Raw genomic sequence first — 24,100 nt, forward strand, 5'->3', positions numbered from 1 at the left:
TCACCTCCATGCCTGCCCCGGTTGCTTCCGGCTGGAGCATCGCCGGGCGGGCCTTTCACCCGCTAGAAAGTGCCGCCTTTGCACGGCGCACACCCTTCCCGGTCGCTCAGCATTCGAATTTTCGTCCTCAGGTGCAGACCGGCTATTACAATCTGGATGTCCCGGATGGCCGATAGGAAAATGTCCGGTGCGGCGCCGATGCTTGCGTGATGCCGCCGGCCCTTAGATTGTCGGTCTATGAATGCTACGCTTACTCTCTGTAGAAAATTTCGTCGAGCCTTGCGATTCCACGTCGGATATAGCTGCCATGGGCGTTTTTGTCGGAGCCGGCAGCAGCGTCGAGGCACTCCCCGGCGAGGGCACGAAGAACTGAAGGCGAGATAGCAATTTGGGTGTCGATCCCCTGCAGGCCACGTCCGATCTCTCCGGCCTCTTCGGCAGTAGAGGGATGCACATCTTCGCCAGAGATCACTCGGGCCAGCCAGGCAGCGGGTTTGCCAGCGGCAGTGGCGAATGCGGCGTCAGGATTAGCTATACGGTCGGAGAATTTTTTCCGGATGGCGGGTCGGCCAGCGGAAGCTTTGATAAACGCAATGAGTTGGACATCGTTCATGCCGGCGAGCCGGGCGAAGTGACGAATGGGTAGCCACTCACCCGAAGATATCTCGACGGCGAAACGAAGGTAGTCGATTGGGTCGGCGCGACTATTATCATCGATGAAGTCGGAGAGCATATCGGCGCGGGTGACGATACCTTTCTTGATGGCAGGTGCGTCGCTTCCAACGCGCACGTCGCCGACGAGACGAAGGGCTGGGGTACCAGCCTTTTCGACGAAATGACCCTCTTTAATGAATGTGAGGGTCTCGGCGAGTTCCTTATCAATGCGGATTGAACGACGGCCGTCGGTGAGTTCCGCGTTTTCAAGATCTGCGATCATTGCGCGGCCGGGGCCAAGTTGCACGAGGCGGTTAAGCATAGGCTGAAGCTCAGCCCGGATGCGCGCATCGCGTTCATCCAGCAGCGTGCGCAGATCACTGTACTTAATTCGGAGGCTCTGACCGGGATAGCGGTAGAAGATGTCGCCCTCGGAGATGTCACCTTCCTGCTTGAGGGCCATAACGGGCCGACCGGGGTGTTGATCTACATGAATAACGCCCACAATTTTGGTTCCAAAATTGACTCTGCCTACTTGGAAGGTGGGTGTCGGATCGAAGGTGCTCCGGATACGGCGTGTGAGGACGAGCGGGTCAATGTCGAGAAAGGCTGTATCTTTCATGCCGACGACGATGAGGGGGCCCGCCTCATCGTCCTTGTCGCGGACGCCGAAAAGGATGTAACCGCCTTGATTATTTGCGAGGGCAGCGACAGCGCGAAGCCACTTCCCCTTGAGGTGGAAGGATTCCTTACATTCAACGCGCTCGCTCTCACCACCCGCAATGCGCCAAGTGCCCTTTCCAACCTTTCCAAAGAGGGCCTTCAAGGTGGCCTTGGCCAGCGGGTCAGGCCTAGTTGGCTCGACTTGGATGCGGCCAGCTGCATGGTCGTCGAGGAAGACCTGAAGGGTGGCATCTGCAGCGGGAGCGATCTGAGCCGAACGGCCATAACGGCCCGCACGGATGTCAGCGAAGCGACCAGTGTTTACTGGCCGGTCTTGGCGATTGAAATAGAACTGCATTTCGGCAATCTTCATGCCGCGTAAAATCATCGCTTTGATAAGCGCAATTTCTTCGTCTTGAATCAACTTGCCACCCCTGTTCTGCTTTCGAATCCGGCGCAATGGCCGGCAGTCTGAGCTATTGATGGGATTGTCCGTCCATCATGACAATTCAACTTCTGAAAGACAGCCCAGGTGACCGGGTTGCATTTTCATTTAGGTGCTAAGTGATTTCGATCCATTTTTGCCTCCGTGGGGGTTTTCGGATGCAAGAGAGCGGACCCAGCCCGGTCCATGCTCAGGAGCATCATCATGTCGTTTTTGTCGGTGATCTTGACCAACCCCGTGCTCCCTTTCAATAGAAACTAGATGTAATTCAGTGAGGATCGAAAGTGCAAATTTCCGGACAGAAAATAATCCGGACACACAAGCAGTCAGGTTGGCGCTGCTATAGTGCGACGGCAGATAATCACGAAGCATTCGCAGCACTTCTCCTCGCATTTGCCCGGCGCATCGGCACTGTGGTGGCTGGCCGCAATGGCGCGCTCATTGAACCTATTGCCCCACGCCCGACCGAGGCAGCCGAAGAGCGATCTCTGAGCGCCGCCTATGGGTTGAGTGAATTGCCGATGCACATTGACACGGCCCATTATCTCCGGCCAGCCCGCTACCTTCTGCTTGGCTGCGCCAACCCCGGCCAATCGGGAGCCCAGACCCGGCTGGCACCCATCAGCGCTCTCAAGTTCTCCCCTAGCGAGCTTTCAGTGTTGGCCTCCGCTGCGGTGCTGGTACGCACCGGACGGCGATCGTTCTATTCGACCATCTTGGACAAGGGCCGTCCCTTCCTCCGCTATGATCCTGGATGCATGGAGCCGCTGGACGCACGCGGCGAAGAAGCACTGCAAATTGTCAGTAATGCGATCGGGCGCATCGACGTAATCAAGCACGAATGGCGTCGTGGCGAGATCTTGCTGATAGACAATTGGCACATGCTACATGGCCGAACGGCGACGGCAGCAGACAGTCGCCTTCTCTTTCGGGTGAGTGTTCAATGACCGATGTAAATACCGCCATTTCAGAGGAAGCGCTGCTTGGAAAGTCGCGTGCCTATATCGCCAAGGCATTACGCCGAAAGGGCGAGAAAGACCTTGAGGAATATCAGCTTTGGGCATCTCTGGCGCTTGAGTTGCTCGGGAAAGCGGCACTCGCTCATCGTCACCCCTGCCTCGTGGTCGATCCGACTCATTCCCCCTCGCTTTTTGTCGCCGCAGGCGTATCCGCCACAACGGACGTAAAGACCATCACAGCGAAGACGCTCTTCGAACGGCTCCGCCATCTGATCCCGGCGTTCGATGAGAATGTACGCCAAAATTGCCAGGCCATCTCTGAACGACGCAACGCCGAGCTCCATTCCGGCGATGTGCCGTTCAAGGCCATGAAGGTGGAAGCTTGGGAGGCGCGCTACTGGTATGCCTGCAATATCATCCTTGCCTCGATAGGGCGCAATCTCGACGATTGGATCGGTGAAGGCGAAGCGAAAGAAAAGCAACAGCTTCTGGCAATCGCCGCGGAGAAGCTAAAGGCATTCGTTGCGGTGAAAATCGAAGTATCTAAAGTAAAGATGCAAGGTGTCTCGCAGAAAACGAGAGAGCGCCTCATCGAAGAAGCAGCTGCTCGCAGCGCCGTTCACTATTCCGATCTCTTTAAGTGGGGCAATGACAATACTTGGGAAGCGAAGTGCATTGTCTGCACCGCCAAAGGTTTTCTTGCAGGCGACAGCGTGAGCGAAGAGGTCATCGAAGAGACTTATGATGATGGTCCATGGGAGACTGTCGAGATTACGTACTCAGCGGATGAGTTCGCTTGCCCCGTTTGCGATTTGCATCTCACCGGCCAAGCCGAAGTTCTCGCGGCAGGGTACGAACTGGAACACGCCGAAACCGACGAGCGCCAGATCGAATACGAGCCGGACTACGGAAACTGCTGAAGTGTCCCAAGGGAAGCCTTTGACCTAGTCTAGCGCAGCCGCGCTGCGAACGTCGGCCTACCCTGACCGGCCACTCCAAAGGCGACGGGCCGGAACGTCCCATCCTCAGCCAAAAGCTGACAGGTAATCCGGGTCGCGCCATCCAGATAAAAAATGGCTTCCGACGATCACCGAAAGTCGGAAGCCATCTTGCCCTTGGAAACGCCTTTCCACGGACGGGTCGCGTATAGCTCCGTAGAGGTCGGCAAAGATTTAGTCGATCTGCCAAATTTTACTTTTTTGAGGAAAAAGACCGGCTACAGGTCATTCAGCCAATCTCCGCGAAGAATTGCTCTTCGAAGGCCATTGCTCGAGATATTCAGCCCACCGCGCCATAAGGCTTCGGCGCTTGTCGAAAAAATCTGTGCGACGGTACGCTGCCTCAACCTTGTTCGAAAGCTTGTGGGCCAGCGCCTTGTCCGCCACTTCTTTGGGGAAACCGGTCCGCTCAGCGGTCCAGTCGGTGAAAGCTGATCTGAAACCATGCACGGTCACCCCTTTGATACCATCGTCCCTGAGTAGTTTGGTCATGGTCATATCGCTGATCGGCTTTTCGCCATCGTTGCTGAAGACCAGACCAGTGTCGCTGCTTCGCTGGTTCCACCGATTGCGCAGCAATGCGACTACCGCCGGTGACAACGGCACAACATGGGTGTCGCCCGCTTTCATTCGCTCTCCCGGTATGGTCCAGACAGCCTTCTCAAGATCGAACTCGCTCCAGACCGCGAAGCGCGTCTCATTTGAACGCACGGCATTGTAGATCGTGAAGCGCAGCGCATCGCGCCCGGTCGTCGATGCTGACGTCGCCAGCCGGTGCATAAGCGAGGGGACGTCGGCATATGGCATGGCTTCCAGGTGCCCGGCCTTTTCCGCCTGACGCGGAAGTCCCTTCCGGACCGAACGAAGGGATACCTCTTCTGGAAGCCAGCCTTTGACGTGCGCGAAATCCAGAACGGCTCCAATACGCTGCAGGATGCGGCGGGCAGTGTCCGGTATGTCCAACCAAATCGGAGACAGCACTTCCACAACAGTAGGGCTGTCTACCTCGTTGATGGGCCGGGCGCCGATCAACGGAAAGACGTGGTTCTCGAGGCTTGCGATCCAGCTTGCGTGCCGCTGGTTCTTCCAGCCCTCTTTCATCGCTTCGTAGCAGTCCCGCGCGGCCGTCTCAAAACTAGGCACGCCTTTTCGAGATCTGCGTTTCTCCGCTACAGGATCGACGCCTAAACGCACCTGACGGCGCAGTGCCATCGCGGCATCACGCGCTTCAGCAAGTGACACGTCGAAGGTCGAACCCAAGCCGTAGTCGCGACGACGCCCATCCTTCTGCATCCGCAGAACCCAAGATCGCGCGCCACTTGGTTTGACGACCAAGCATAATCCCCTACCATCGACATGACGGCCCGGCTGGGCGTTCTTCACTTTCAAAGCTGTCAGAGCCATCGGTTCTAATTCCCGCCTGAAATGGTCCCACAATCGATCCCACAAATTGATGGGATTTCAGGCAAATCAGAGCGACCGACCGCGAACACCCTACAAGACAAATCTCTGAAATTACAGAGGACTTAGGAACGCCCTGAACCTGCCTGAGATTTAAGTTATAAGCCCGTAGGGGTCACCACCTTCATGACAAGGTGGTGCATCGCTTTGATAGCGAACCTGTCCCTGTCAGGGACCATCCAGCAGCATATATTGCCGATCGGTTCACGCACCGGCATTTGGTTTCCACGCGCGGCGCCCCCTCTTGTGGTTGATGGCCGAACCGCATGGAGATTGCGAAAAAAAAGGCCCGAAGCCATATGAAGCTCCGGGCCAAGAAAAGGTTGCCCCACCGGGGCCTCCTTCGGGTCGCGCTGATTCCCTAGGGAAATCTCCTCGGCATGGCCGTGATGCAGATCACATATTTTCCGAGAATCATCCTGCCCTCCTGTTCATCCGGAGCGCATAGGCTATGCCGGTAACGGAACGATCGATCGTCACCGAGGAGTGAAGGATTGCAGGTCGAGGAACAGGTCGAGGTGCTGGCAGCGGTTTTCCGATGTGATCGGAAGGCGGCGGAGCTGCTGCGCCGCGTGCTGGTTCCGCAGCAGGTCGGCGCCAAGCAGATATTGGCCCGGCAAGGGGAGGCGTCGCACCATTGCTGGCTGATCGTCGACGGTTGCGTGGCGGTGCAGACCTTTGGAATCGATGGCCAGCGCCAGCAATTGGCGCGTCATGGGCCGGGGGAGTTTTTCGGCGCCTATCCAACGCCCACGACGCACCGGGCCGAGATAGAGGTGCTGGTCGATAGCCGCCTGTTGCGCGCGGAGGCACAATCGCTGGCCGCGCTGGTGGCGGGCGATGCGCAGATCGGCGCGGGCATGGCCTGGCTGCTGGCGCGCCAGCTCGACCGGGCGCTGGATCGAATGGCGACCCGGTCCACCTATAGCGCGGCCGGGCGGGTCTATAGCGAATTGCTCGCGCTGGCCGATGGTCGCGACCATATCGTGCCAGCGCCGCAGGTCACCACCCTGGCGCTGAGCGCGAATACGACCCGCGAGACCGCGTCCCGCGCGATCGCCGTGCTGATCCGGCGCGGCATCGTCAGTCGGGAAGATGGTCAGATGCAGATCCATGCGCCGCGCATGCTGGCGGACATGGTCGTCTGAAGGCGCGCGCCGTCAGCTGGACGGCGGATAATAATGGCCGACCGGGCAATCGCCCTGGCGGGTCATCACTTCGCCGGCAATCTCGAACCGATAGCCGGGGCCTTGCAGTGACATGGCGGCGGCCTGTGGCCAGGGCATGCAGATGCTGCCGGCCAGTGCGGCTGGCGCCAGGAGTAGCGCCAGGCATTCCTCGCCATCGATCGGATCATTCGGCATGACCGTTTGATATTCCAGCGCCAGCCCATGGTCCGGCCAGTCCCTCAGGATCAGGCTGGCCTGGAGCATGGCGGTGGCCATATCGTCGAATGCCTGGAAATGCATGCCATTGGCGCTTTCGCGCATGGTTGGCGCGAGGCGCGTCGTCGATGCCAAAACAGCCTTGTTGGCGGCCATGGGCAGCGCATCGCCAGAGGGAGGCATTGATTGTTCGAGGATGATCTTGCGCACGGGCAATGTGCGTGATTGCCACAGCCAATAGGCAGGGGCAGGCTGATCCGAGGCGCGACCGATATGCAGTGCGATGGCCTGTGTCGCAAAGGCGTCGGCACGGCGCAGCGCCAGTCCCATGGCGATCTCGCACCCCTTGTCGATCGCCGCGTTGGACAGGCTGGTGATGGCGTCGGGCGCGTCCAGGCTGTCGGCCATGTCGATCAGGCGATCGAAGCGGGCGAGCCAATGGTCACCGAACCGGCCGACCGAGCCTTGCCGAAAGACGTCGAGACTTGTCGGCAGGACGATGTGCAACTGGATGCCCCGGAAAAGGGCGCATTCGGCGATCAGGATATCGGCGCCCGCGGCGAGCGCCCCGAAGGCGGCACCCGGCGCAATCTGATCGAGCGCCGCCTCGATCTTGGTGCGGGCTTCCTCCTCATTGTCCGGCAGGCCGATGATGCCGCTGAAATAGAGGCTGGGTGGCGGGCGCAGCGGATCGAGGATCGCGGTAGAGCGCCCCTGCCTGGTCAATATCTCGTGGAATTGCCGCAGCGTCGCGGCATGATCTTCCCAGGCGTCCGGCGCGGCCGCCATGGCCTGTGCCAGGGCGGCCTGGGCTGCGGCCTCGTCACCCAGCAGCAGATGGGCTTCGGCCGCTGTCGCCGCCAGCCAGTAGCGCGTTTCCTGCACATGATCGCCGCTGTCGAGCAGCGCCAGCACCTGGCGGGCGAGGTCGGCCGCGTCGGCGGGGCGATCGTTCAGAAAGGCGAGGGTGGCGGCATTGATGAGCGGATAGGTGGCGCGGCAGTCGCTGGCCGCCTGGAGATAGGCCTGTCGCGCCTCGTCCAGCAGCGCGGCGCGTTCGGCGCCCTCGCTGCGCAGCGCCCGATCCTTGAGCAGTCGGCCCTTGAGGGTCAGCGCATCGCTGTCGCGTGACGGCAGCAAGCCCGCCGCGCCGAACATTGTCCAGGCGCGAACGGTATCGCCGCTGCGTGCAACCCTGCGGATTTGCGCAAGGATCGGAAGGATCATGTCGCCACCACCCCGTCGCTGCGCTCAGTCTTCCTTGGGCGGCGGATTCTTAATGTCGGGGTCGATCGACAGCGGGATCCATTTGGGTTCGGTGGCACTGGGATTTTGCAGCAGGTCGATATTGATGTTGAAGCCGTGCCGCGTGCCATATTTGCCGCCCTGATTGTAGCGTGCCTGGAACCGGACGGTCTTGTAGCGGTCCTGATCGGCGCGATAATCATCATAGATCAAGCCGCCGTAAAAGGAAGAGAGCGGCTCTTCGGTCGTGATGGCGTCGTAATTTTTCGAGAAGAACAGCTGATCGCCGATCAGGTTGATTTCCACGATCGAATTTTCGGTGATGGCGATATAGTCATGATCGGTCACGCCGGGCTGTTCATAGCGCAGCGAAACCCAACCCTCCTCGCCTTTCAGTGCGACATTGAACTGCAGCGGCGCGACGCCATCTTCCAGTTCGACCTCGATCAATGGCGCCAGGCCATATTGGGTATAGTTCAGCGTCGACATTTTATTTGCTCCCCTTCGTCAATGGTTTGGCCAGCTTGCCCTGCCAGACCCGCCAGTCCTTGTTCGCCGGATCGCGCGCCACCAGGTCGCCGACGTCGGCGCGGGCTTCGGCGCGCAGCGCCTTGGCGCGATCGGTTTCACCCAGATCATAGAGCAGGTTCGACATGGAATAACGCGCCAGCATCCAGTCCTGCAGATAGCCGGCATTTTTCGGATCGCGCCGGAGCAGCGACCGCAGGATCGCGTCCTGCTTTTCGCGCTGCACCAGTGCCGCCCGGTCATCCCCCTGCAGGCGCAGCGCGTCCGCCATCCAGGCATGGCGATTGGCGAGGTCCGCAGCGATCGCCGGATCGCCGGGCGCCAGGCGCTGGACCCGCTTCATGGTGTCGAGCGCGCCCTTGCAGCTTTGCAATGTTCTGTCGGGATTCTTCCTGGCGAGGGCGATGGTGCAGATATTGCCCTGCGCATAGCCCAGTTCTCGCCAATAGGCGCCGTTCGCCGGACGCAACTGCACCAGCCTTTCGGCCAGCGCCTGATAGGATTGGAAGCGTGTCAGGGCGGCGTCGTTCCGGTCGCGCAGGAAATCGACATAGCCGAGCCAGAATTCGCTCTGGGCATGGGCAAACAGGCGTTGCGGATCGTTCGGCGCGGCGGCCAGCAGGGTGGCCGTGACGCGATAGGCCTCGCGGAACTGGGCGATGGCCTCTGGCGTGTCGCCGCGCTTGAAATCATCCTCGCCCATCGCCTGCAGGATGCGGGCGCGCCGTTCGAGCGAGTCGCTCGGCAATGTCTCCAGGTCGGGCTGGTCGGCATAATAAGCGAGCGCACGCTTGTTCACCGTCTGCAGCACGTCGAGCCGGCCAACGCCCTCCAGCTTTTCCCGCAGATCGGTCAGCATGAATTCGATCAGTCCCTCTGCCTGCTGGCGCTGGCTTTCTGCCTCGCTCCTTGCCCGCGCGACAAAGACCAGCATCGCCGCCATCAATAGGACAAGAAAAAGCGCAACAAATGTGACGGCTATCACACGGCGCAACTGACGCTGGGCGTCGCGCTGGATGATCTGGTCGAGCGGTACGCCGGTCAGGCCGGCGACGATCTTCAGCCGGGCCAGTTTGGGGCCGTCGCTGTCGGCGCGGAAATCGGCGGCGATCGGTTCACGCTCTATGCCATCGGCATCGCGCGCGATCAGTGCGGCGGGAAAGCTGTCGGCCGGTTCACCCGCGACCAGCGCGGCGATGATTGGCCGGTCGGGATGAAGTTCGCGGAACAGCGCGATTTCCGCATTGACCCAGCGCGACGCCTTCGCCGCTGGCGAGCATAGCACCAGCAGGGCGTCCGACTGGGACAGGGCCAGGCGCACCTGTTCGTCGAGGCTGGAAGCGGCCGGCAATTCGGCGCGATCGCGAAAGATCGGGGTCAGCCGGCGCGGGACCGCCGCCCGGCCGGCCTGTATGCCGACCAGTCGCCTGGGCATCCGGTAGGTTTCCAGCCAATGATGCAGTTTTCCCGCCGCGCGCTCGTCGGCATGGCTGTAGCTCAGAAAAGCACGATATTGGCGCGCGCCGACCGTGGCAGGCGGCTCCTTGACCTTGTTCATGCGCGACACGCACTCACTCTATTGTCCCCCACCTGTCATTGTCGGCGTGAGCCCGGTCGGCGATACATGGTCGCCATCTTGTCGGACCCCGCCGCAATCTCCTTGGGGTGTGCCAGAAAAACATGATTCATCAAGGGGAAGCGTCGCATCGTCGGGATGACGCGGTCTTTGGCGGACGCCTAGACGTCGCTCATCCCCGCCGCCTCGCGATCGTCGGCGCCCAGCGCGACGAACTGCGCGATCAGCCAGGATGCGGCCGGGCCGGGCGGGGTGTCGCGGCGCCAGATGCCCGAGAAGCGATAGGTGCCGCCGGGATGATCGGGCATGGCGAGCCGCACCAATGTGCCCGCGACCAGATCCGCCTCGATCATCGGCAGCGGCATATTGCCCCAGCCAATCCCCTCGCGCAGCAGCGCATGCTTGGCGCCCAGATCGGCAAGACGCCAGGTCTTGGGGCTGGCGACCGAGAAGTCGCGGCCTTCGGTAAAGCGCGACCGGTCGGTCAGCACCAGCTGGGTATAGTCGCGCCCGGCGCCCGGTGCGATCGCCTCCATCCGGCCGAGCGGATGGTCGGGTGCGGCGACGGGGACCATCGGCACCAGCCCGGCGGACATGCTCTCAATCCCCTCGACCCCGGCCGACAGCGGCCCGGAAATACCGATCACCGCGCCCCGATCCAGCACCATCGCCACGATCGCGCCCAGCGCCTCGGCATGGAGGCGCAACTGTACCGTCGGAAATTCCTTCGCGAAGGCGCGCAGCACCTTGCCCAGCCGCTCGGCCGGCAACATCACGTCGACCGCCAGATTGACCTCCGCCTCCAGCCCGTCGAGCAGCCCCTTCACCTTGGCGCGCAGGCCATCCATGCCATGGGCGATGCTGCGGGCCTCCGCCAGTAGGGCGCGGCCGGCGACGGTCAGCTGCGGCTTGCGCGTGCCTTCACGCTCGAACAGCAGCACGCCCAGCTGCGCCTCCAGATTGGCGATGCCATAGCTGATGACCGACACGGCGCGATTGAGCTTGCGCCCGGCGGCGGCGAAACTGCCAGTGTCGACGATGGTGAGAAAGATGCGCAGCTGGTCGAAGGTCGGGGTGCCGGGATTGTTCACTGTTCGATTTCCTGGAACGTTTCGATGCATTTTATCCATCTGAACGGAAATGCGTTCAAGCGCTAATTGGGTCTTCGACAGGGCGGCCCCATCATGGATGCGCCGCCCGCAGGAGACACAAGATGATCGAACTTCGTCCTTTCGACAGCCTGGGCGGCGCCAATCATGGTTGGCTGGATGCCAAGCATCATTTCTCGTTCGCCGGCTATCATGATCCCGCCCGCGTCCATTGGGGCAATCTGCGCGTCTGGAATGACGACACGATCGCGCCGGGCACCGGTTTCCCGCCGCACCCGCACCGCGACATGGAAATCATCACCTATGTCCGCGAAGGCGCGATCACCCATCAGGACAATCTGGGCAACAAGGGCCGGACCGAGGCGGGCGATGTGCAGGTCATGTCGGCCGGCACCGGCATCACCCATTCGGAATATAATCGCGAGGACGTGACGACGCAGATCTTCCAGATCTGGATCATCCCGACCCGCGACGGCGAAGCGCCCAGCTGGGGCTCGCGTCCCTTCCCCAAGGGTGAGCGCAGCGGCCAGTTCGTGACGCTGGCGTCGGGTTATGGGAATGACAATGACGCGCTGCCGATCCGCACCGATGCGCGGGTTGTCGCTGCGACGCTGAAGGCGGGCGAGAGCGCCGAATATCCGATCGGCAAGGATCGCAAGGCCTATCTGGTCCCGGCCACCGGCGCGATCCAGATCGACGATGTGCGGGCCAATGCCCGTGACGGCGTGGCGATCCAGGATCTGGATGTCATCCGCGTGACGGCGATCGAGGATAGCGAGATCGTGCTGGTCGATGCGGCCTGACGATAAAAGGGGAGGGGCGCGGGTAATGCGCCCCTTCTTTTCCAGAATATAGAACAGAGTGACCGATTTTATCCGGCTGATCCTGAAAGCGTCATCGCGCTAGAAGAAAGCCAAGGAAACGGTCCAGACGAACAGGGAGCCTTCTCATGCTGAACATCGCCACCCCGCGCCTCAGCTCCGCCGAATGGCAGGACGTGAAGGCTACCTTGAGCGCCGTTGCCGATTGTGGCTGTGGCGAACCGGCGGCGGCCGGTCCGGTGCGGTCGCGGATCGGCCATGCGCTCGACGCGATCCTGGGACCGAAGAAGGCCCAGCCAGTGACGCTGGCCCCGCATCTGCATGATGTTCGCGAATTTCTCTGCGAATCCGGTCGCACCCGCGCGATCGCCGAACGCCATGTCCCGACCCTGGCCGCGCAGGGCTATAGCCGCGCCCAGATTGAGGCGCTGGCGCTGCTCGGCGCCTGACCCCATTTTCCGAAAAGAGGATAAGTCCCATGTCCATCCGCACTTCAGAGGTCGACGGCGTCGATCTGGTCATCCTGCCCCCGGTCCGCGATCTGGGCGATGGCTTCTCGGTCCGCCGCGCGCTGCCGTCGGCGCATCGCCGCATGGTCGGCCCCTTCATCTTCTTCGACCAGATGGGCGAGGCAACCTTCAACAGCGGCGAGGGGCTGGACGTGCGGCCGCACCCGCATATCGGTCTTGCCACCGTCACCTATCTGCTGGAGGGCGAAATCCTGCACCGCGACAGCGTCGGATCGGTCCAGTCGATCCGCCCCGGCGAGGTCAACTGGATGACTGCGGGCAGCGGCATCGTCCATAGCGAGCGCACCAGCGAGGAAAATCGCGCCAAGGGCGGCAAGCTGTTCGGTCTGCAGACCTGGGTAGCGCTGCCGACGCAGGCGGAGGAAGTCGATCCGGGTTTCGCCCATCACAAGGCCGACGAAATCCCGACGATCGAGGATGCGGGCACGCGCCTGACGCTGATCGCCGGCAGTTCCGACGGTCTGGTGTCGCCGGTGAAGACCTTCTCCGACATGGTCTATGCCGATATCGTGCTGCAGGACGGTGCCCGCTATCAGCTCAAGGCAGAACATGTCGAACGCGCCATCTATGTGGTGCAGGGTGAAGTCGAAGTGGTCGGCCAGACCGGCGGCTTCGCGACCGGCGAACTGGTGGTGTTCAAGCCCGGTGCGGAGATCATCCTGCGCGCCAGGGGCGCGACCCGGCTGATGCTGATGGGCGGCGAGCCGCTGCCCGAGAAGCGCCATATCTTCTGGAATTTCGTCTCGTCCTCGCCCGATCGGATCGAGCAGGCCAAGGCCGACTGGCAGGCCCGGCGCTTCGCCCCGGTGCCCGACGAGCATGAATTCATCCCCCTCCCGGTATAAGGAGCAGCATCATGGCCCAGGGTAGCGCCCATATCGGCAAGGACCGGTATCGCACGGAGATCGTCGTCGGCGGTCATGCCATCACCGCCGACGAGCCGGAGGCGCTGGGCGGCGCCAATCTTGGCCCGGCCCCCTATGATCTGCTGTTGGCGGCGCTGGGTGCCTGCACCGCGATCACGCTGCGCATGTATGCGGAGAAGAAGGGCTGGCCGTTGGAATCGCTCGACGTCGCGCTGCGCCTGTCGGGCAAGGAGGAGAAGCGGATCGACTGGACGCTGACGATCGTCGGGCTGGACACGGAGCAGCGGGCGCGGCTGGCTGATGTTGCCGAGCGGACCCCGGTCACGCTGACCTTGAAACAGGGCCTGCCGATCGCGACGACGCTGGCCTGATCGCGTTGGTGGTCAGGCCTGAAGCCTGGCCACGATTGCCCTGGCGGCGCGGGTGACATCGTCCCAGGTGATGTCGAAGCCGGCATCATTGCCATAATAGGGGTCGGTGACCCCGCTGCCCTCGCGCCCCGGCACCAGGTCCATCAACAGCGATAGGCTGGCGGTGCCGTCGGCAGGGCGGATGCGGCGCAGATTGGCGAGATTGTCGCTGTCGAGCGCGAAGATATGGGTGAAGCGGTGGAAATCCCCCGACTTCGCCTGGCGCCCGCGATAGCCACTGATGTCGATGCCATGGCGCCGCGCCACCCCTGCGCGCGTGGATCGGGCGCATCGCCGACATGCCAGTCGCCGGTGCCGGCCGAATCCACGACAATATCAAGACCCGCCCGTTCGGCCTCCGCCCGCAGCGCGGCTTCGGCCAGCGGGGAGCGACAGATATTGCCAAGGCAGACGAACAGGACCGACGCCTGCGTCATTCGGCGGCGGCCGTGCTGAGGCCGAGCGCGGGGATACCGATCGAGCGGCGGCCACCGAAATCGGTGCGCGCGACGATCACGCCCAGCTTCTCCATATATTCGATCAGCCGGCGGACGCGGCCGGGCGAACTGGTGCCATAGGCGCGGGCCAGCACGGTGTCCTCGGGGCAGGGCTCGCCCTCCATCGCCGCGCGGGCGATCAGCAGGAAGGGCGCCAGCATATCCTCGGGCACCGGATCGGCGGCGCGGATCGGTTCTTCCCAGCGCGGGTCGGCCGAATCGCTCATGCCAGCCAGCGCCATGGCGAAGCGCTTGCGGAAGGCGGGCAGGTCGAGCGGCGGCTTGCGCAGCCCCTTCATCCGACAACGGACGCCGAAATCCTGGAACAGGGCGGCGACGCTGGGGACGGCTTCGCCCAGGTCCGCGACGATCTCGTCCAGAACGGCGATCACGATCGGCTCATTCTCGCCGAAATCCAGTTCCGGCGCGGCGGGCTTGGCCGACGGCACATCGGCGAGCTGGCGCATGATCTCCTCGGCCGGGCGGGCCGGCGGTTCGGCGCGGGGCGGGGGCGGCGGCATCGATTCTTCCTCGACCCGCGCGAACAGCAATTCCTGAAAATCCTCGCCGGTGGTGATCGGCGGTGGCATCAGCTTGTGCGTGCCACCGCGCGTGCCGGTCTTCACCGACCCGATCTTCACGGCGACCGGGCGGCGCGCGATCGCGGGCCCAAGCCCCAGGAAACGGCCACGCTCCAGATCGCGGATCTGCTCCGCCTGGCGCCGCTCCATGCCCAGCAGGTCGGCGGCACGAGCCATGTCGATATCCAGGAAGGTGCGGCCCATCAGGAAGTTGGAGGCTTCGGCGGCGACATTCTTGGCGAGCTTGGCGAGGCGCTGGGTGGCGATGACGCCGGCCAGGCCGCGCTTGCGGCCACGACACATCAGGTTGGTCATGGCCGCGAGCGACAGGCGCCGGGCCTCGTCCGACACGTCGCCGGCGGCGACCGGGGCGAACATCTGCGCCTCGTCGACCACCACCAGCGCGGGATACCAATGGTCGCGCGGCGCATCGAACAGGGTCGACAGGAAGGTTGCGGCGCAGCGCATCTGCGCTTCCAGTTCCAGCGACTCGAGGCTCAGCACCACCGACGCGCGATGTTCGCGGATGCGGGCCGCCATCTTGACGATCTCGCGCTCATTATAGTCGCCGGCATCGATCACGACATGGCCATATTCGTCGGCCAGGGTGACGAAATCGCCCTCCGGGTCGATCACCACCTGCTGCACCATCGGCGCGCTTTCCTCCAGCAGGCGGCGCAGAAGATGCGACTTGCCCGACCCGGAATTGCCCTGGACGAGCAGACGGGTGGCAAGCAGTTCCTCGACATCGACCAGCACGGGATTGCCCGTGCCGTCATTTCCTATGCTGATGTTGGCGGTCACGAACGTCCTTTGGCCCAGCCTGTGGCCTGCGCGCAACCCGTATTGGGCAGTTTGCCAGCGTTGGCCGCGTAATATCTTGACCATCGCATTGTTGCGATGCAGCATCGATCCATCATGGAGAGCATAAACCCCGCCCAATCCGCGCCTGCGATCACGCAGAATCCCGACATCCGTTATCTGGGACGCCTGCTGGGCGATGTCATTCGGGCCTATGGCGGGGAGAAACTGTACAAGCAGACCGAATATATCCGCTCCGCCTCGGTCGACCGCGCGCGCGGGCTGCAGGGTGCCGACCTGACCGACACGGGCCTCGATGCCCTCAATCTCGACGACACGCTCAACTTCACTCGCGGCTTCATGCTGTTCTCGATGCTCGCCAATCTGGCCGAGGATCGACAGGGGGTGGCGGCGGAACCCGGCGCCGATGTCGCATCGGCGGTGGCCAAGCTCGAATCGCATGGCATCGGTAAGGATGCGGTGCTGGAATTGCTGTCGCACAGCCTGATCGTGCCGGTGCTGACCGCCCACCCGACCGAGGTGCGGCGCAAGAGCATGATCGATCACAAGAATCGCATCGCCGACCTGATGCAGCTCAAGGATGCCGGGCGGACCGAGACGGATGACGGCGAGAATCTGGACGAGGCGATCTTTCGCCAGATCGCGCTGCTGTGGCAGACGCGGCCGCTGCGCCGCGAGAAATTGTTCGTGCAGGACGAGATCGACAATGTCCTGACCTATTTCCGCGACATCTTCCTGCCGACGCTGCCGGCGCTTTATGGCCGGTGGGAACGGGTGCTGGGCGCACGGCCGCACAGCTTCCTACGGGTTGGCAACTGGATCGGCGGCGACCGTGACGGCAACCCGTTCGTCCAGGCGCCGCAGTTGCGATCGGCGCTGGGCCGCGGCTGCGAGGCGGCGCTGGCCTATTATATGGAATCGATCCATGCGCTGGGCGCGGAACTGTCGGTCTCGACCGAGCTTGCCCATGTGCCTGAAGCGGTGCTGGCGCTGGCGGAGGCGAGCGGTGACGCATCGCCCAGCCGCCAGGACGAGCCCTATCGCCGGGCCATTTCGGGCATCTATGCGCGGCTGGCGACCACCTATGTCAGCCTGGTCGGCAAGGCGCCGCCGCGCCCGTCGGCACTGAAGGGAGAGCCTTACGCCGCGCCGGGCGATTTCCGCCGCGATCTCGTCACCGTGGCGCAGGGGCTGGCAAGCGAGGGTGATGGCGCGCTGTCGACCGGTGGCGCGCTCGGCCGGCTGATCCGCGCGGTCGAAACATTCGGCTTCCATCTCGCCACGCTCGACATGCGGCAGAATAGCGACGTGCATCAGCGCGTCGTTGCCGAACTGCTGAAGGTCGCCGGGGTCGAGGCGGATTATGCCGGGCTCGACGAATTTGCCCGCATCGCCTTGCTGCGCAAGGAACTGGCGACCAACCGGCCGCTCGGCACGCGCTTTTCGGAATATTCCGAGGAAACGGCGTCGGAACTGGCGATCGTCCATGCCGCCGCCGAGGCGCACCGCACCTATGGGCCGCAGTGCATCACCCATTATATCATTTCCAAGGCCGAAAGCGTGTCCGACATGCTGGAGGTCAATATCCTGCTGAAGGAAGCGGGGCTGTGGCGCGCGCCGGAAAATGGCGACCCGGCCAAGGCGGCGATCATGTCGATCCCGCTGTTCGAGACGATCGGCGACCTTGAGGCCGCGCCCAAGATCATGACCGCCTATTTCGGCCTGCCCGAAATCGCCGGGGTGGTGCAGGCGCGCGGCCATCAGGAAGTGATGATCGGCTATTCCGACAGCAACAAGGATGGCGGCTACATCACCTCGACCTGGAGCCTCTACAAGGCGAGCCAGGCGCTGGAGCCGGTCTTTGCCGAGGCTGGCGCGGCGATGCAGCTGTTCCATGGTCGCGGCGGCGCGGTCGGGCGTGGTGGCGGCTCCGCCTTCAAGGCGATCCAGGCGCAGCCGCGCGGCAGTGTGCAGGGGCGCATCCGCATCACCGAACAGGGCGAGGTGATCGCCGCCAAGTTCGGCACGCGCGACGTGGCGATGACCAATCTGGAGGCGATGACCAGCGCGACCCTGCTCGCCAGCCTGGAACCCGAAGGCGTGTCGGCGAAGGATGCCGCCCGCTTTGCAGCGGCGATGGACGAACTGTCGAAGAACGCCTTCACCGCCTATCGCGACCTGGTCTACGGCACCGAGGGGTTCAAGGAATTCTTCCGCCAGCTGACCCCGATCCAGGAAATCTCCGGCCTCAAGATCGGGTCGCGTCCGGCGAGCCGGACCAAGAGCACCGCGATCGAGGATCTGCGCGCCATTCCCTGGGTGTTCAGCTGGGCGCAGGCGCGCGTGATGCTGCCGGGCTGGTATGGTTTCGGCCATGCGATCGCTGCGTTCGAGGACAAGGCACTGCTGGCCGACATGGCGCAGCACTGGTCCTTCCTCCAGTCGGCGCTGGCCAATCTGGAGATGGTGCTGGCCAAGTCGGACCTGGGCATTGCGGCGCGATATTTGCCGCTGGTCGAGGACCAGGCCAAGGCGGAAACGCTGTTCGGGCGCATTCGCGAAGGCTGGTCGCTGACCCATGACGGGCTGCTGGCGGCCACCGGCCAGTCGCGCCTGCTGGAACGGAGCCCGACGACCGAGACGTCGATCCGGCTGCGGCTTCCCTATATCGAGCCGCTCAATCTGCTGCAGGTCGAACTGCTCAAGCGCTATCGCGCCGGCGAGGATGATGCCCGGATCAAGGAAGGCATCGAACTGTCGATCAACGCGATCGCGACCGCGCTGCGCAACAGCGGCTGAGTTGGAACGCTATGGAGCGGGTGGGGATGACCGACCCGCTCTGTAGGATTTGCCGCGCTTAACTTCGCACATTTCCCGCACATTTCGATCTTATCGATCAATTGTGGGAAATCATGTTGCGAGCGGCCAACCGGTCCATCCCCCCTTATAGCATCGCCCCGCTGCGTAGGACAGGCGCGGTCAGGGGAGGAGGGCGATGCGCCAGGTCTCGCCCTCGATCGGGTCGCCGAAGACGGTGTGGACGTCGCTCGACACGCAGACGAAGCCGTGCCGGGCATAGATGCGGCGGGCGGGTTCCAATATCTTGTGCGTCCAGAGCGTGACGGCGCGATAGTGTTTGTCGCGGGCGAATTGCAGGCAGGTGGCGACCAGCGCGTCGCCGATTCCGCGCCGCCGGGCAAAGGGCTCGACATGGAGCAGGCGCAGCCGGGCGAGGCCGTCGCCCTCGTCGGTCAGGAATATCGCGCCGGCCATCACGCCGTCGATCTCCGCGATCCAGCATTGTTCGCGATCCGGCTTGAAGTCGCGCAGGAAGGCGGCGACGGTTTCGGCCTCCAGCGTTTCGAGCGGCCGGCCCCAGCCATGGCTGGCGGCGTAGAGGATCGACTGGCGGGTGACGACCTGGCTGACCTCGCCGGTGCGGAAGGGGCGGATGGTGAAGGGGCCGCCGCTGGCGGGATCGAGCAACAGCCGCGCGCGGGTGAGCGCCTGGAGCAGATCCTGCTGCTCGACGCTGTCGAGCCGGTCCAGATCCTGGGCGACGACGGCGCGCTGGCGGCTGTCGATCTGGTCGAAGGCGGCGCGGCCGGCGGTGGTGAGGCGGATCGGCCGGGCGCGGGCGTCAGCCGTTTCCTGATCACGGACGATCCAGTCCTTCTTCTCGAAGCGGGCGATCATGCGGCTGAGATAGCCGCGATCCAGATCCAGTTCGGCCTGGAGCGTGCTGGCCAGCACCGGTTCCAGCCGGGCGATTTCGAACAGCAGCCGCGCCTCGGGCAGGTTGGCGTCGCTGTCGAGGAAGCGCGCGTCGATCGCCCCCACATGGCGGGTGAAGAAGCGGTTGAAGGTGCGGATGGTTGCAATGGCCTGTTCCATGCCGACGCTTCAGCATGGAATGTTGACTTAGTCAACTATATTGGCAACTATATTGGGGCAGGTGAATGCGGGACGGCCGCAGTCCAAGGCCGTCCCGCACCCCAGATCCCTTTATGGAAAGGGATGAAGGCTGGGCGGGTGGGCCGATCAATGACCGGCCCGTCCGTTCATGCGATCAATATTTGACGACGACGCCGGCCATCGGGCGGATCGAATGGAAATTGCCGGTCGTGTCGGCCTGGACGCGCAGGCGGACATTGCTGCGCTCGGCCGAGCTGCCAAGATCGGCGGGCGACAGTTCAAGGCCCGCGCCATAGGTCATGCCATGATAGTCGCGGCTATCCTTGCCCAGTGCGTCGAAATTGGTCCACTGATAGCCGACCTTGCCGAAGAACATGCTGTCCTTGCCGGCCTTCACGCCGACGCGGCCGGCCGCGCCATATTCCCAGTCGATGTCGCCGCTGACGCCCTTGGACACGGTGCCTTCGACACCCAGCACAAGCGGGCCGGCGACATTATAGTTCACGCCCGCGACGCCTTCGACCATGCGGCCCTTGTAGCCGACGGGGGGAATACCCTCCTTGCTGGTCTCGCTGTCATAATTATGCACGCCCGCCATCACGCCGACATAGGGTTCGATGCGGCGGGTGGAGCTGCTGTCGTCCTGCGCCATCGCGGCGGCAGGCAACAGGGTGGCGGCAGCAACTGCCGTGAAAAGCAGTGTCTTCATGGGGGTGACCCTTTATCTGTTTCTGAAAATTAGGCCGGGGTGTGGACCCGCCGGCATGTCCCGTGCGCTGCAAGCGTCTGCGAGGACATGGGGCATCAATGGTCGGGGCCGGCGGAAGGTTTCCTGAACGAAATGCGAAATATTGCCCGGACCATGATTATGTGTTGGAAACGACACGGTTTCTGTCAGGGGGATGAACGAAAGTCGCTTTTTCTGAACCGCAGATAAATGCCCGATCTTGAACCGCTTTTCATTCACCACCAATTCAACCGCGCGGCGTTAACCGGGGTCATGAAGCATATGAGGAGACAGGCAATGACGCGGACCGGATCACGATTCCTGGCTGCGCTTGGTCTCGCGAGCGCGATGGCCCTGGGGGGCTGCGCCTATGATGACGGCTATGGTTATGGCGGCGTGAGCGTCGGCACCGGCTATTATGGCGGTGGCGGCTATTATGGCGACGGCTATTATGGCCCTTATGGCTATGCGCCGGGCGGCTATGGCGGCTGGTACAATGACTATTATTATCCGGGACGCGGCTATTATGTCTATGACCGCGCCGGTGCGCGGCATCGCTGGAATGACAGCCAGCGCCGCTACTGGGAAGCGCGTCGCAAGGACCGGCCGGGCAATGGTCGGCCCGGTGACGGCAGGCCCGGTTATGGGCGACCCGGTGACGGACGTCCGGGCGATGGTCGGCCGGGCTGGGATCGTCCGGGTGACGGGCGCCCCGATGGCAATCGGCCGGGCGACGGACGCCCTGGCGGTCGCCCCGGCTGGAATGGCGGTGACGGTCGGCCTAATGACGGCAATTGGAGCCGTCCGCGCCCGCCGCGCGGCAATGACACGCCCGGCCGCGGGCGTCCCGGTGCCAGCGGCGGCGACCAGCGCTATGTGCCGCAGCCCGGCCAGCGCCCGCCCCAGGCGGCGCGCCCGCCGCGTGACATGGGCGGCAGCGCCCGTCCGGCGCCGCGCATGCGGTCGGACGCCGGGACAAGAGGCAGTGGTCGCGATCCGGTTCGGACCCGGCCCCAATAATGCGGGAGACGTTCATGAGGGGAATGACCGGCGCTGCGTTGTTGCTGGGCCTGACGAGTCTGGCTGCCTGTGACGGGCGGGAGGAAAGTGCGATCGACAATCTGGCCAATGGCGCCAATGCCAGCCAGGTCGAGAATAATGTCCGGGCCGAGGCGCAGGCGCTGATGGAGCCGCTGGCGCCGCCGCAGCCCGGCACGCCCGGTGGCCTGCCGATCGAACCGGCGCCGGCCGAGGAAGGGGCGATCGACCCCGACAGCGCCCAGGGCGCGGCGCAGGTGGTGCAGGGCTATTATGGCTTGCTGGAGGAAAAGCGCTTCAGCGACGCGCAGGATCTGTGGAACGACAAGAGCGCGATCGGCGCGCAGGATGATGCGCATTTCGCCGCGCGCTTCCGTGGCTTCAGCGAGATTCATGCCAATATCGGCAGCCCGGCCGAGATCGAGGGCGCGGCCGGATCAAGCTTCGTGACGGTGCCGGTGCAGGTCTATGGCCGGCTGAAGGCGAACGGCAAGCCCTGGTATCGGCTGCGCCAGGTGGTGCTGCGCCGGGTCGATGCGGTGCCGGGCGCGAGCGAGGCGGATCGGCGCTGGCATATCGAATCGATCGGCGCCTATGTCGCGCCGCCGGCGGACGAGGCGGACAATGCGACCCAGACCGCGCAGTTGATTTCCGCGACCGACGGCCTGGCCCGGAAACACTGACACCGGCGCGGCGGGGCCGCACCGGTGTCGGGGCTTGGCCTGCCGCCATGCCGATGAGGGCTGGCGGTGGCCTTGACGGCGTATCGCTTAGGCGACGGTCGCCTTGACGATCTTGCCCGGCGTCTTGGGCGGCTCGCCCTTGGGCAGCGCGTCGACATGTTCCATGCCCGAGGTGACTTCGCCCCAGACGGTATACTGACCGTCGAGGAAGGTGGCGTCGTCGAAGCAGATGAAGAACTGGCTGTTGGCGCTGTTCGGGTTCATCGCTCGGGCCATCGAGCACACGCCGCGGACATGCGGTTCGCGGCTGAATTCGGCCTTGATGTCGGGCAGCTTGGAACCGCCCATGCCGGTGCCGGTCGGATCGCCGCCCTGCGCCATGAAGCCGGGGATGACGCGGTGGAAGACCACGCCGTCATAGAAGCCGTCCTTGGCAAGGGTGGTGATGCGTTCGACATGGCCGGGCGCCAGGTCGGGGCGCAGCTTGATCACGACGTCGCCGCCGCTGTCGAGGGAAAGGGTAAGGGTTTCGTCGGCCATGAAAGATCCTCTCATTGGGGAAGGCGTTGATCGCCTCATATAGAGGCTTGGGATGGGGATGGAAGCGGCTGTTTGGCAAAGCCTGTCCCATCTGTTGCCAAAGCGCGTCCAACCCCATTGCAATTATATTGTGCATCGGCGAAAGCATCGAAATGTTACAGGAACCGGACAGTTGCGCGCGCCATGACCGAACGTGGCGATTTGGCCGAGCCGCGGCCGCACGAGGAACTTGCTGACGAGAGTCTGATCTCGGCCGGTATGGAGCAGGCCGAGTCGAGCCTGGACGAGGATGACCGGCTGAAGCCCGAATTCCTGTCCGCCGTGCTGGATGCGGTGGACGAGGGCGATATCGACCATGCGCGCGAACTGGTTTCGCCGCTGCACCCCGCCGACATCGCCGACCTTCTGGAACTGACGCCCGCCGAGCAGCGTGGCGAAGTGGCTGCCGCGCTGGGCGATCTGGTCGGCGCGGAGGTTCTGTCCGAACTCAATGATTATGTGCGCGACGACCTGATCGGCGCGCTGGCGCCCGAGCAGGTCGCCGAATTCGCCTCCGAACTCGATACCGACGACGCCGTCGCGATTATCGAGGACATGGAGGAGGCCGACCAGCAGGCGGTGCTGGAGGCGATGGAGCCGGAGGATCGCGCCGCGATCGAGTCCGCGCTGTCCTATCCCGAAGAATCCGCCGGCCGCATGATGCAGCGCGACCTGGTCGCGGTGCCCGAACATATGACGGTCGGCCAGGTGATCGACTATCTGCGCGACAATGGCGACCTGACCCGCGATTTCTGGGAAATCTTCGTCGTCGATGAAGGGCATAAGCCGATCGGCACCTGTCAGCTCAGCTGGGTGCTGACCTGTCCGCGCGGCATCGCCATGGCCGACCTGATGAAGCGCGAGCAGACGCTGATCCCGGTCGACATGGACCAGGAAGAAGTGGCGCTGCGCTTCCAGAAATATGCGCTGATTTCCGCCGCGGTGGTCGATGGCAGCGGCCGGCTGGTCGGCATGATCACGGTCGACGACATCGTCCACATCATTTCCGAGGAAGCGGGCGAGGATATTCTCCGCCTGTCGGGTGCGGGCGAAGGCGACATCAACGAGCCGGTGATGGACAGCTATCGCGCGCGCGTGCGCTGGCTGCTGACCAATTTGCTGACCGCGCTGGTGGCGTCCACCATCATCGGCATTTTCGAGAATACGATCGAGAAGATGGTGGCGCTTGCGACGCTGATGCCGATCGTCGCGGGCGTGGGCGGCAATGCCGGCAGCCAGACCATGGCGGTGACGGTGCGCGCGCTCGCCACCAACCAGATTACCGGGTCCAACGCCCGCCGCACCATCTTGCGCGAAATTCGCGTGGCGTTGCTCAACGGCTGCACCGTGGCGCTGGTGCTGGGGCTGGGCGTGGGGCTGGTGTTCCATAATGTCGCGCTGGGCGGCGTGATTGCCGCGGCGATGATGACCAATATCGTGACGGCCGGGCTAGCGGGCGCGGCGGTGCCGCTGGCGTTCGACCGGATGAACCTGGACCCGGCGGTGGCATCGTCCATCTTCGTTACGATGATCACGGATTCGATGGGCTTCTTCGCTTTTCTGGGGCTGGCGACGGCGGCGGGATTGACCGGCTGAGCCGCCGCCCCA

21 protein-coding genes and 1 pseudogene are annotated in these 24,100 nt (G+C 63.5%); 11 read left to right on the forward strand and 11 right to left on the reverse strand.

The features are described 5' to 3' along the window. Positions 1 to 250 precede the first annotated feature (250 nt). Positions 251 to 1,741: an AlbA family DNA-binding domain-containing protein gene (locus JQK15_RS14430; RefSeq protein ID WP_214866192.1), complete on the reverse strand. Its 1,491-nt coding sequence runs from the start codon at positions 1,739 to 1,741 to the stop codon at positions 251 to 253. A 305-nt stretch (positions 1,742 to 2,046) separates the two neighbouring features. On the opposite strand from JQK15_RS14430, the gene JQK15_RS27445 reads away from it, so the two are divergent. Together JQK15_RS27445 and JQK15_RS14440 are read left to right on the forward strand one after the other, a co-directional pair. After that, positions 2,047 to 2,709: a TauD/TfdA family dioxygenase gene (locus tag JQK15_RS27445; RefSeq protein WP_214866193.1), complete on the forward strand. Its 663-nt coding sequence runs from the start codon at positions 2,047 to 2,049 to the stop codon at positions 2,707 to 2,709. Continuing rightward, positions 2,706 to 3,641: a hypothetical protein gene (locus JQK15_RS14440; protein WP_214866194.1), complete on the forward strand. Its 936-nt coding sequence runs from the start codon at positions 2,706 to 2,708 to the stop codon at positions 3,639 to 3,641. The genes JQK15_RS27445 and JQK15_RS14440 overlap by 4 nt, the downstream gene beginning before the upstream one ends. A gap of 303 nt (positions 3,642 to 3,944) precedes the next feature. Here JQK15_RS14440 and JQK15_RS14445 read toward each other — a convergent pair whose 3' ends face one another. Beyond that, on the reverse strand, positions 3,945 to 5,123 hold the full coding sequence (locus JQK15_RS14445; protein ID WP_214866195.1) for a tyrosine-type recombinase/integrase: 1,179 nt from the start codon (positions 5,121 to 5,123) through the stop codon (positions 3,945 to 3,947). Positions 5,124 to 5,674: 551 nt separating this feature from the next. Between JQK15_RS14445 and JQK15_RS14450 the strand changes: the two genes are divergently transcribed. Further along, on the forward strand, positions 5,675 to 6,328 hold the full coding sequence (locus JQK15_RS14450) for a Crp/Fnr family transcriptional regulator (protein ID WP_214866196.1): 654 nt from the start codon (positions 5,675 to 5,677) through the stop codon (positions 6,326 to 6,328). A gap of 12 nt (positions 6,329 to 6,340) precedes the next feature. Here the strand turns inward: JQK15_RS14450 and JQK15_RS14455 are convergent, their stop codons facing one another. The 4 genes from JQK15_RS14455 to JQK15_RS14470 form a co-directional block, all read right to left on the reverse strand. Continuing rightward, positions 6,341 to 7,792: a TRAFs-binding domain-containing protein gene (locus JQK15_RS14455; protein ID WP_214866197.1), complete on the reverse strand. Its 1,452-nt coding sequence runs from the start codon at positions 7,790 to 7,792 to the stop codon at positions 6,341 to 6,343. A 24-nt stretch (positions 7,793 to 7,816) separates the two neighbouring features. Next, positions 7,817 to 8,299 carry a nucleotide synthetase gene (locus tag JQK15_RS14460; protein WP_037510897.1) on the reverse strand — a complete coding sequence of 161 codons (483 nt, stop codon included), beginning with the start codon at positions 8,297 to 8,299 and terminating at the stop codon, positions 7,817 to 7,819. Between the two features lies 1 nt (position 8,300). Further along, positions 8,301 to 9,896 (reverse strand): toll/interleukin-1 receptor domain-containing protein, encoded by a 1,596-nt coding sequence (locus JQK15_RS14465; protein ID WP_214866198.1) that lies wholly within the window; start codon positions 9,894 to 9,896, stop codon positions 8,301 to 8,303. Between the two features lie 179 nt (positions 9,897 to 10,075). Continuing rightward, on the reverse strand, positions 10,076 to 11,005 hold the full coding sequence (locus JQK15_RS14470) for a LysR family transcriptional regulator (RefSeq protein ID WP_010339588.1): 930 nt from the start codon (positions 11,003 to 11,005) through the stop codon (positions 10,076 to 10,078). A gap of 122 nt (positions 11,006 to 11,127) precedes the next feature. Between JQK15_RS14470 and JQK15_RS14475 the strand changes: the two genes are divergently transcribed. The 4 genes from JQK15_RS14475 (at position 11,128) to JQK15_RS14490 (ending at position 13,611) form a co-directional block, all read left to right on the forward strand. Beyond that, positions 11,128 to 11,826, forward strand: coding sequence for a pirin family protein (locus JQK15_RS14475; protein ID WP_004208647.1), 699 nt, complete (start codon positions 11,128 to 11,130; stop codon positions 11,824 to 11,826). Between the two features lie 146 nt (positions 11,827 to 11,972). Then, positions 11,973 to 12,293: a hypothetical protein gene (locus JQK15_RS14480; RefSeq protein ID WP_010339590.1), complete on the forward strand. Its 321-nt coding sequence runs from the start codon at positions 11,973 to 11,975 to the stop codon at positions 12,291 to 12,293. A 29-nt stretch (positions 12,294 to 12,322) separates the two neighbouring features. Continuing rightward, positions 12,323 to 13,219: a pirin family protein gene (locus JQK15_RS14485; RefSeq protein WP_214866199.1), complete on the forward strand. Its 897-nt coding sequence runs from the start codon at positions 12,323 to 12,325 to the stop codon at positions 13,217 to 13,219. Between the two features lie 11 nt (positions 13,220 to 13,230). Further along, positions 13,231 to 13,611: an OsmC family protein gene (locus JQK15_RS14490; protein WP_214866200.1), complete on the forward strand. Its 381-nt coding sequence runs from the start codon at positions 13,231 to 13,233 to the stop codon at positions 13,609 to 13,611. Positions 13,612 to 13,623: 12 nt separating this feature from the next. Here the strand turns inward: JQK15_RS14490 and JQK15_RS14495 are convergent. Both JQK15_RS14495 and JQK15_RS14500 read right to left on the reverse strand, forming a co-directional pair. Continuing rightward, positions 13,624 to 14,087: pseudogene (locus JQK15_RS14495) on the reverse strand (low molecular weight protein-tyrosine-phosphatase). Further along, positions 14,084 to 15,532: a helicase HerA domain-containing protein gene (locus tag JQK15_RS14500; RefSeq protein ID WP_214866201.1), complete on the reverse strand. Its 1,449-nt coding sequence runs from the start codon at positions 15,530 to 15,532 to the stop codon at positions 14,084 to 14,086. The pseudogene JQK15_RS14495 and the gene JQK15_RS14500 overlap by 4 nt, the downstream one beginning before the upstream one ends. A 114-nt stretch (positions 15,533 to 15,646) precedes the next feature. Here JQK15_RS14500 and ppc point away from each other — a divergent pair, with 114 nt between their 5' ends. Beyond that, positions 15,647 to 18,349, forward strand: coding sequence for a phosphoenolpyruvate carboxylase (gene ppc / locus JQK15_RS14505; RefSeq protein WP_214866202.1), 2,703 nt, complete (start codon positions 15,647 to 15,649; stop codon positions 18,347 to 18,349). 180 nt (positions 18,350 to 18,529) lie between these two features. Here the strand turns inward: ppc and JQK15_RS14510 are convergent, their stop codons facing one another. Together JQK15_RS14510 and JQK15_RS14515 are read right to left on the reverse strand one after the other, a co-directional pair. Continuing rightward, the gene (locus JQK15_RS14510; protein ID WP_214866203.1) at positions 18,530 to 19,444 is read right to left on the reverse strand and encodes a bifunctional helix-turn-helix transcriptional regulator/GNAT family N-acetyltransferase; all 915 of its coding nucleotides are present in this window, start codon (positions 19,442 to 19,444) and stop codon (positions 18,530 to 18,532) included. Positions 19,445 to 19,619: 175 nt separating this feature from the next. Next, a complete protein-coding gene (locus JQK15_RS14515; protein WP_214866204.1) occupies positions 19,620 to 20,174 on the reverse strand; it encodes an outer membrane protein in 555 nt (184 codons plus the stop codon). Positions 20,175 to 20,489: 315 nt separating this feature from the next. On the opposite strand from JQK15_RS14515, the gene JQK15_RS14520 reads away from it, so the two are divergent. Together JQK15_RS14520 and JQK15_RS14525 are read left to right on the forward strand one after the other, a co-directional pair. Then, positions 20,490 to 21,212: a peptidase gene (locus JQK15_RS14520; protein ID WP_136185603.1), complete on the forward strand. Its 723-nt coding sequence runs from the start codon at positions 20,490 to 20,492 to the stop codon at positions 21,210 to 21,212. Between the two features lie 14 nt (positions 21,213 to 21,226). Continuing rightward, a complete protein-coding gene (locus JQK15_RS14525) occupies positions 21,227 to 21,913 on the forward strand; it encodes a hypothetical protein (protein WP_214866205.1) in 687 nt (228 codons plus the stop codon). Positions 21,914 to 22,000: 87 nt separating this feature from the next. Here the strand turns inward: JQK15_RS14525 and JQK15_RS14530 are convergent, their stop codons facing one another. Further along, complete coding sequence (locus JQK15_RS14530) at positions 22,001 to 22,453, reverse strand: peptidylprolyl isomerase (protein WP_004208636.1); 453 nt, start codon at positions 22,451 to 22,453, stop codon at positions 22,001 to 22,003. A 183-nt stretch (positions 22,454 to 22,636) separates the two neighbouring features. On the opposite strand from JQK15_RS14530, the gene mgtE reads away from it, so the two are divergent. Continuing rightward, positions 22,637 to 24,088 carry a magnesium transporter gene (gene mgtE / locus JQK15_RS14535; RefSeq protein ID WP_010339599.1) on the forward strand — a complete coding sequence of 484 codons (1,452 nt, stop codon included), beginning with the start codon at positions 22,637 to 22,639 and terminating at the stop codon, positions 24,086 to 24,088. Positions 24,089 to 24,100 lie beyond the last annotated feature (12 nt).

The organism is Sphingobium sp. BHU LFT2, assembly GCF_018604485.1.
Classification (GTDB): domain Bacteria; phylum Pseudomonadota; class Alphaproteobacteria; order Sphingomonadales; family Sphingomonadaceae; genus Sphingobium; species Sphingobium yanoikuyae_A.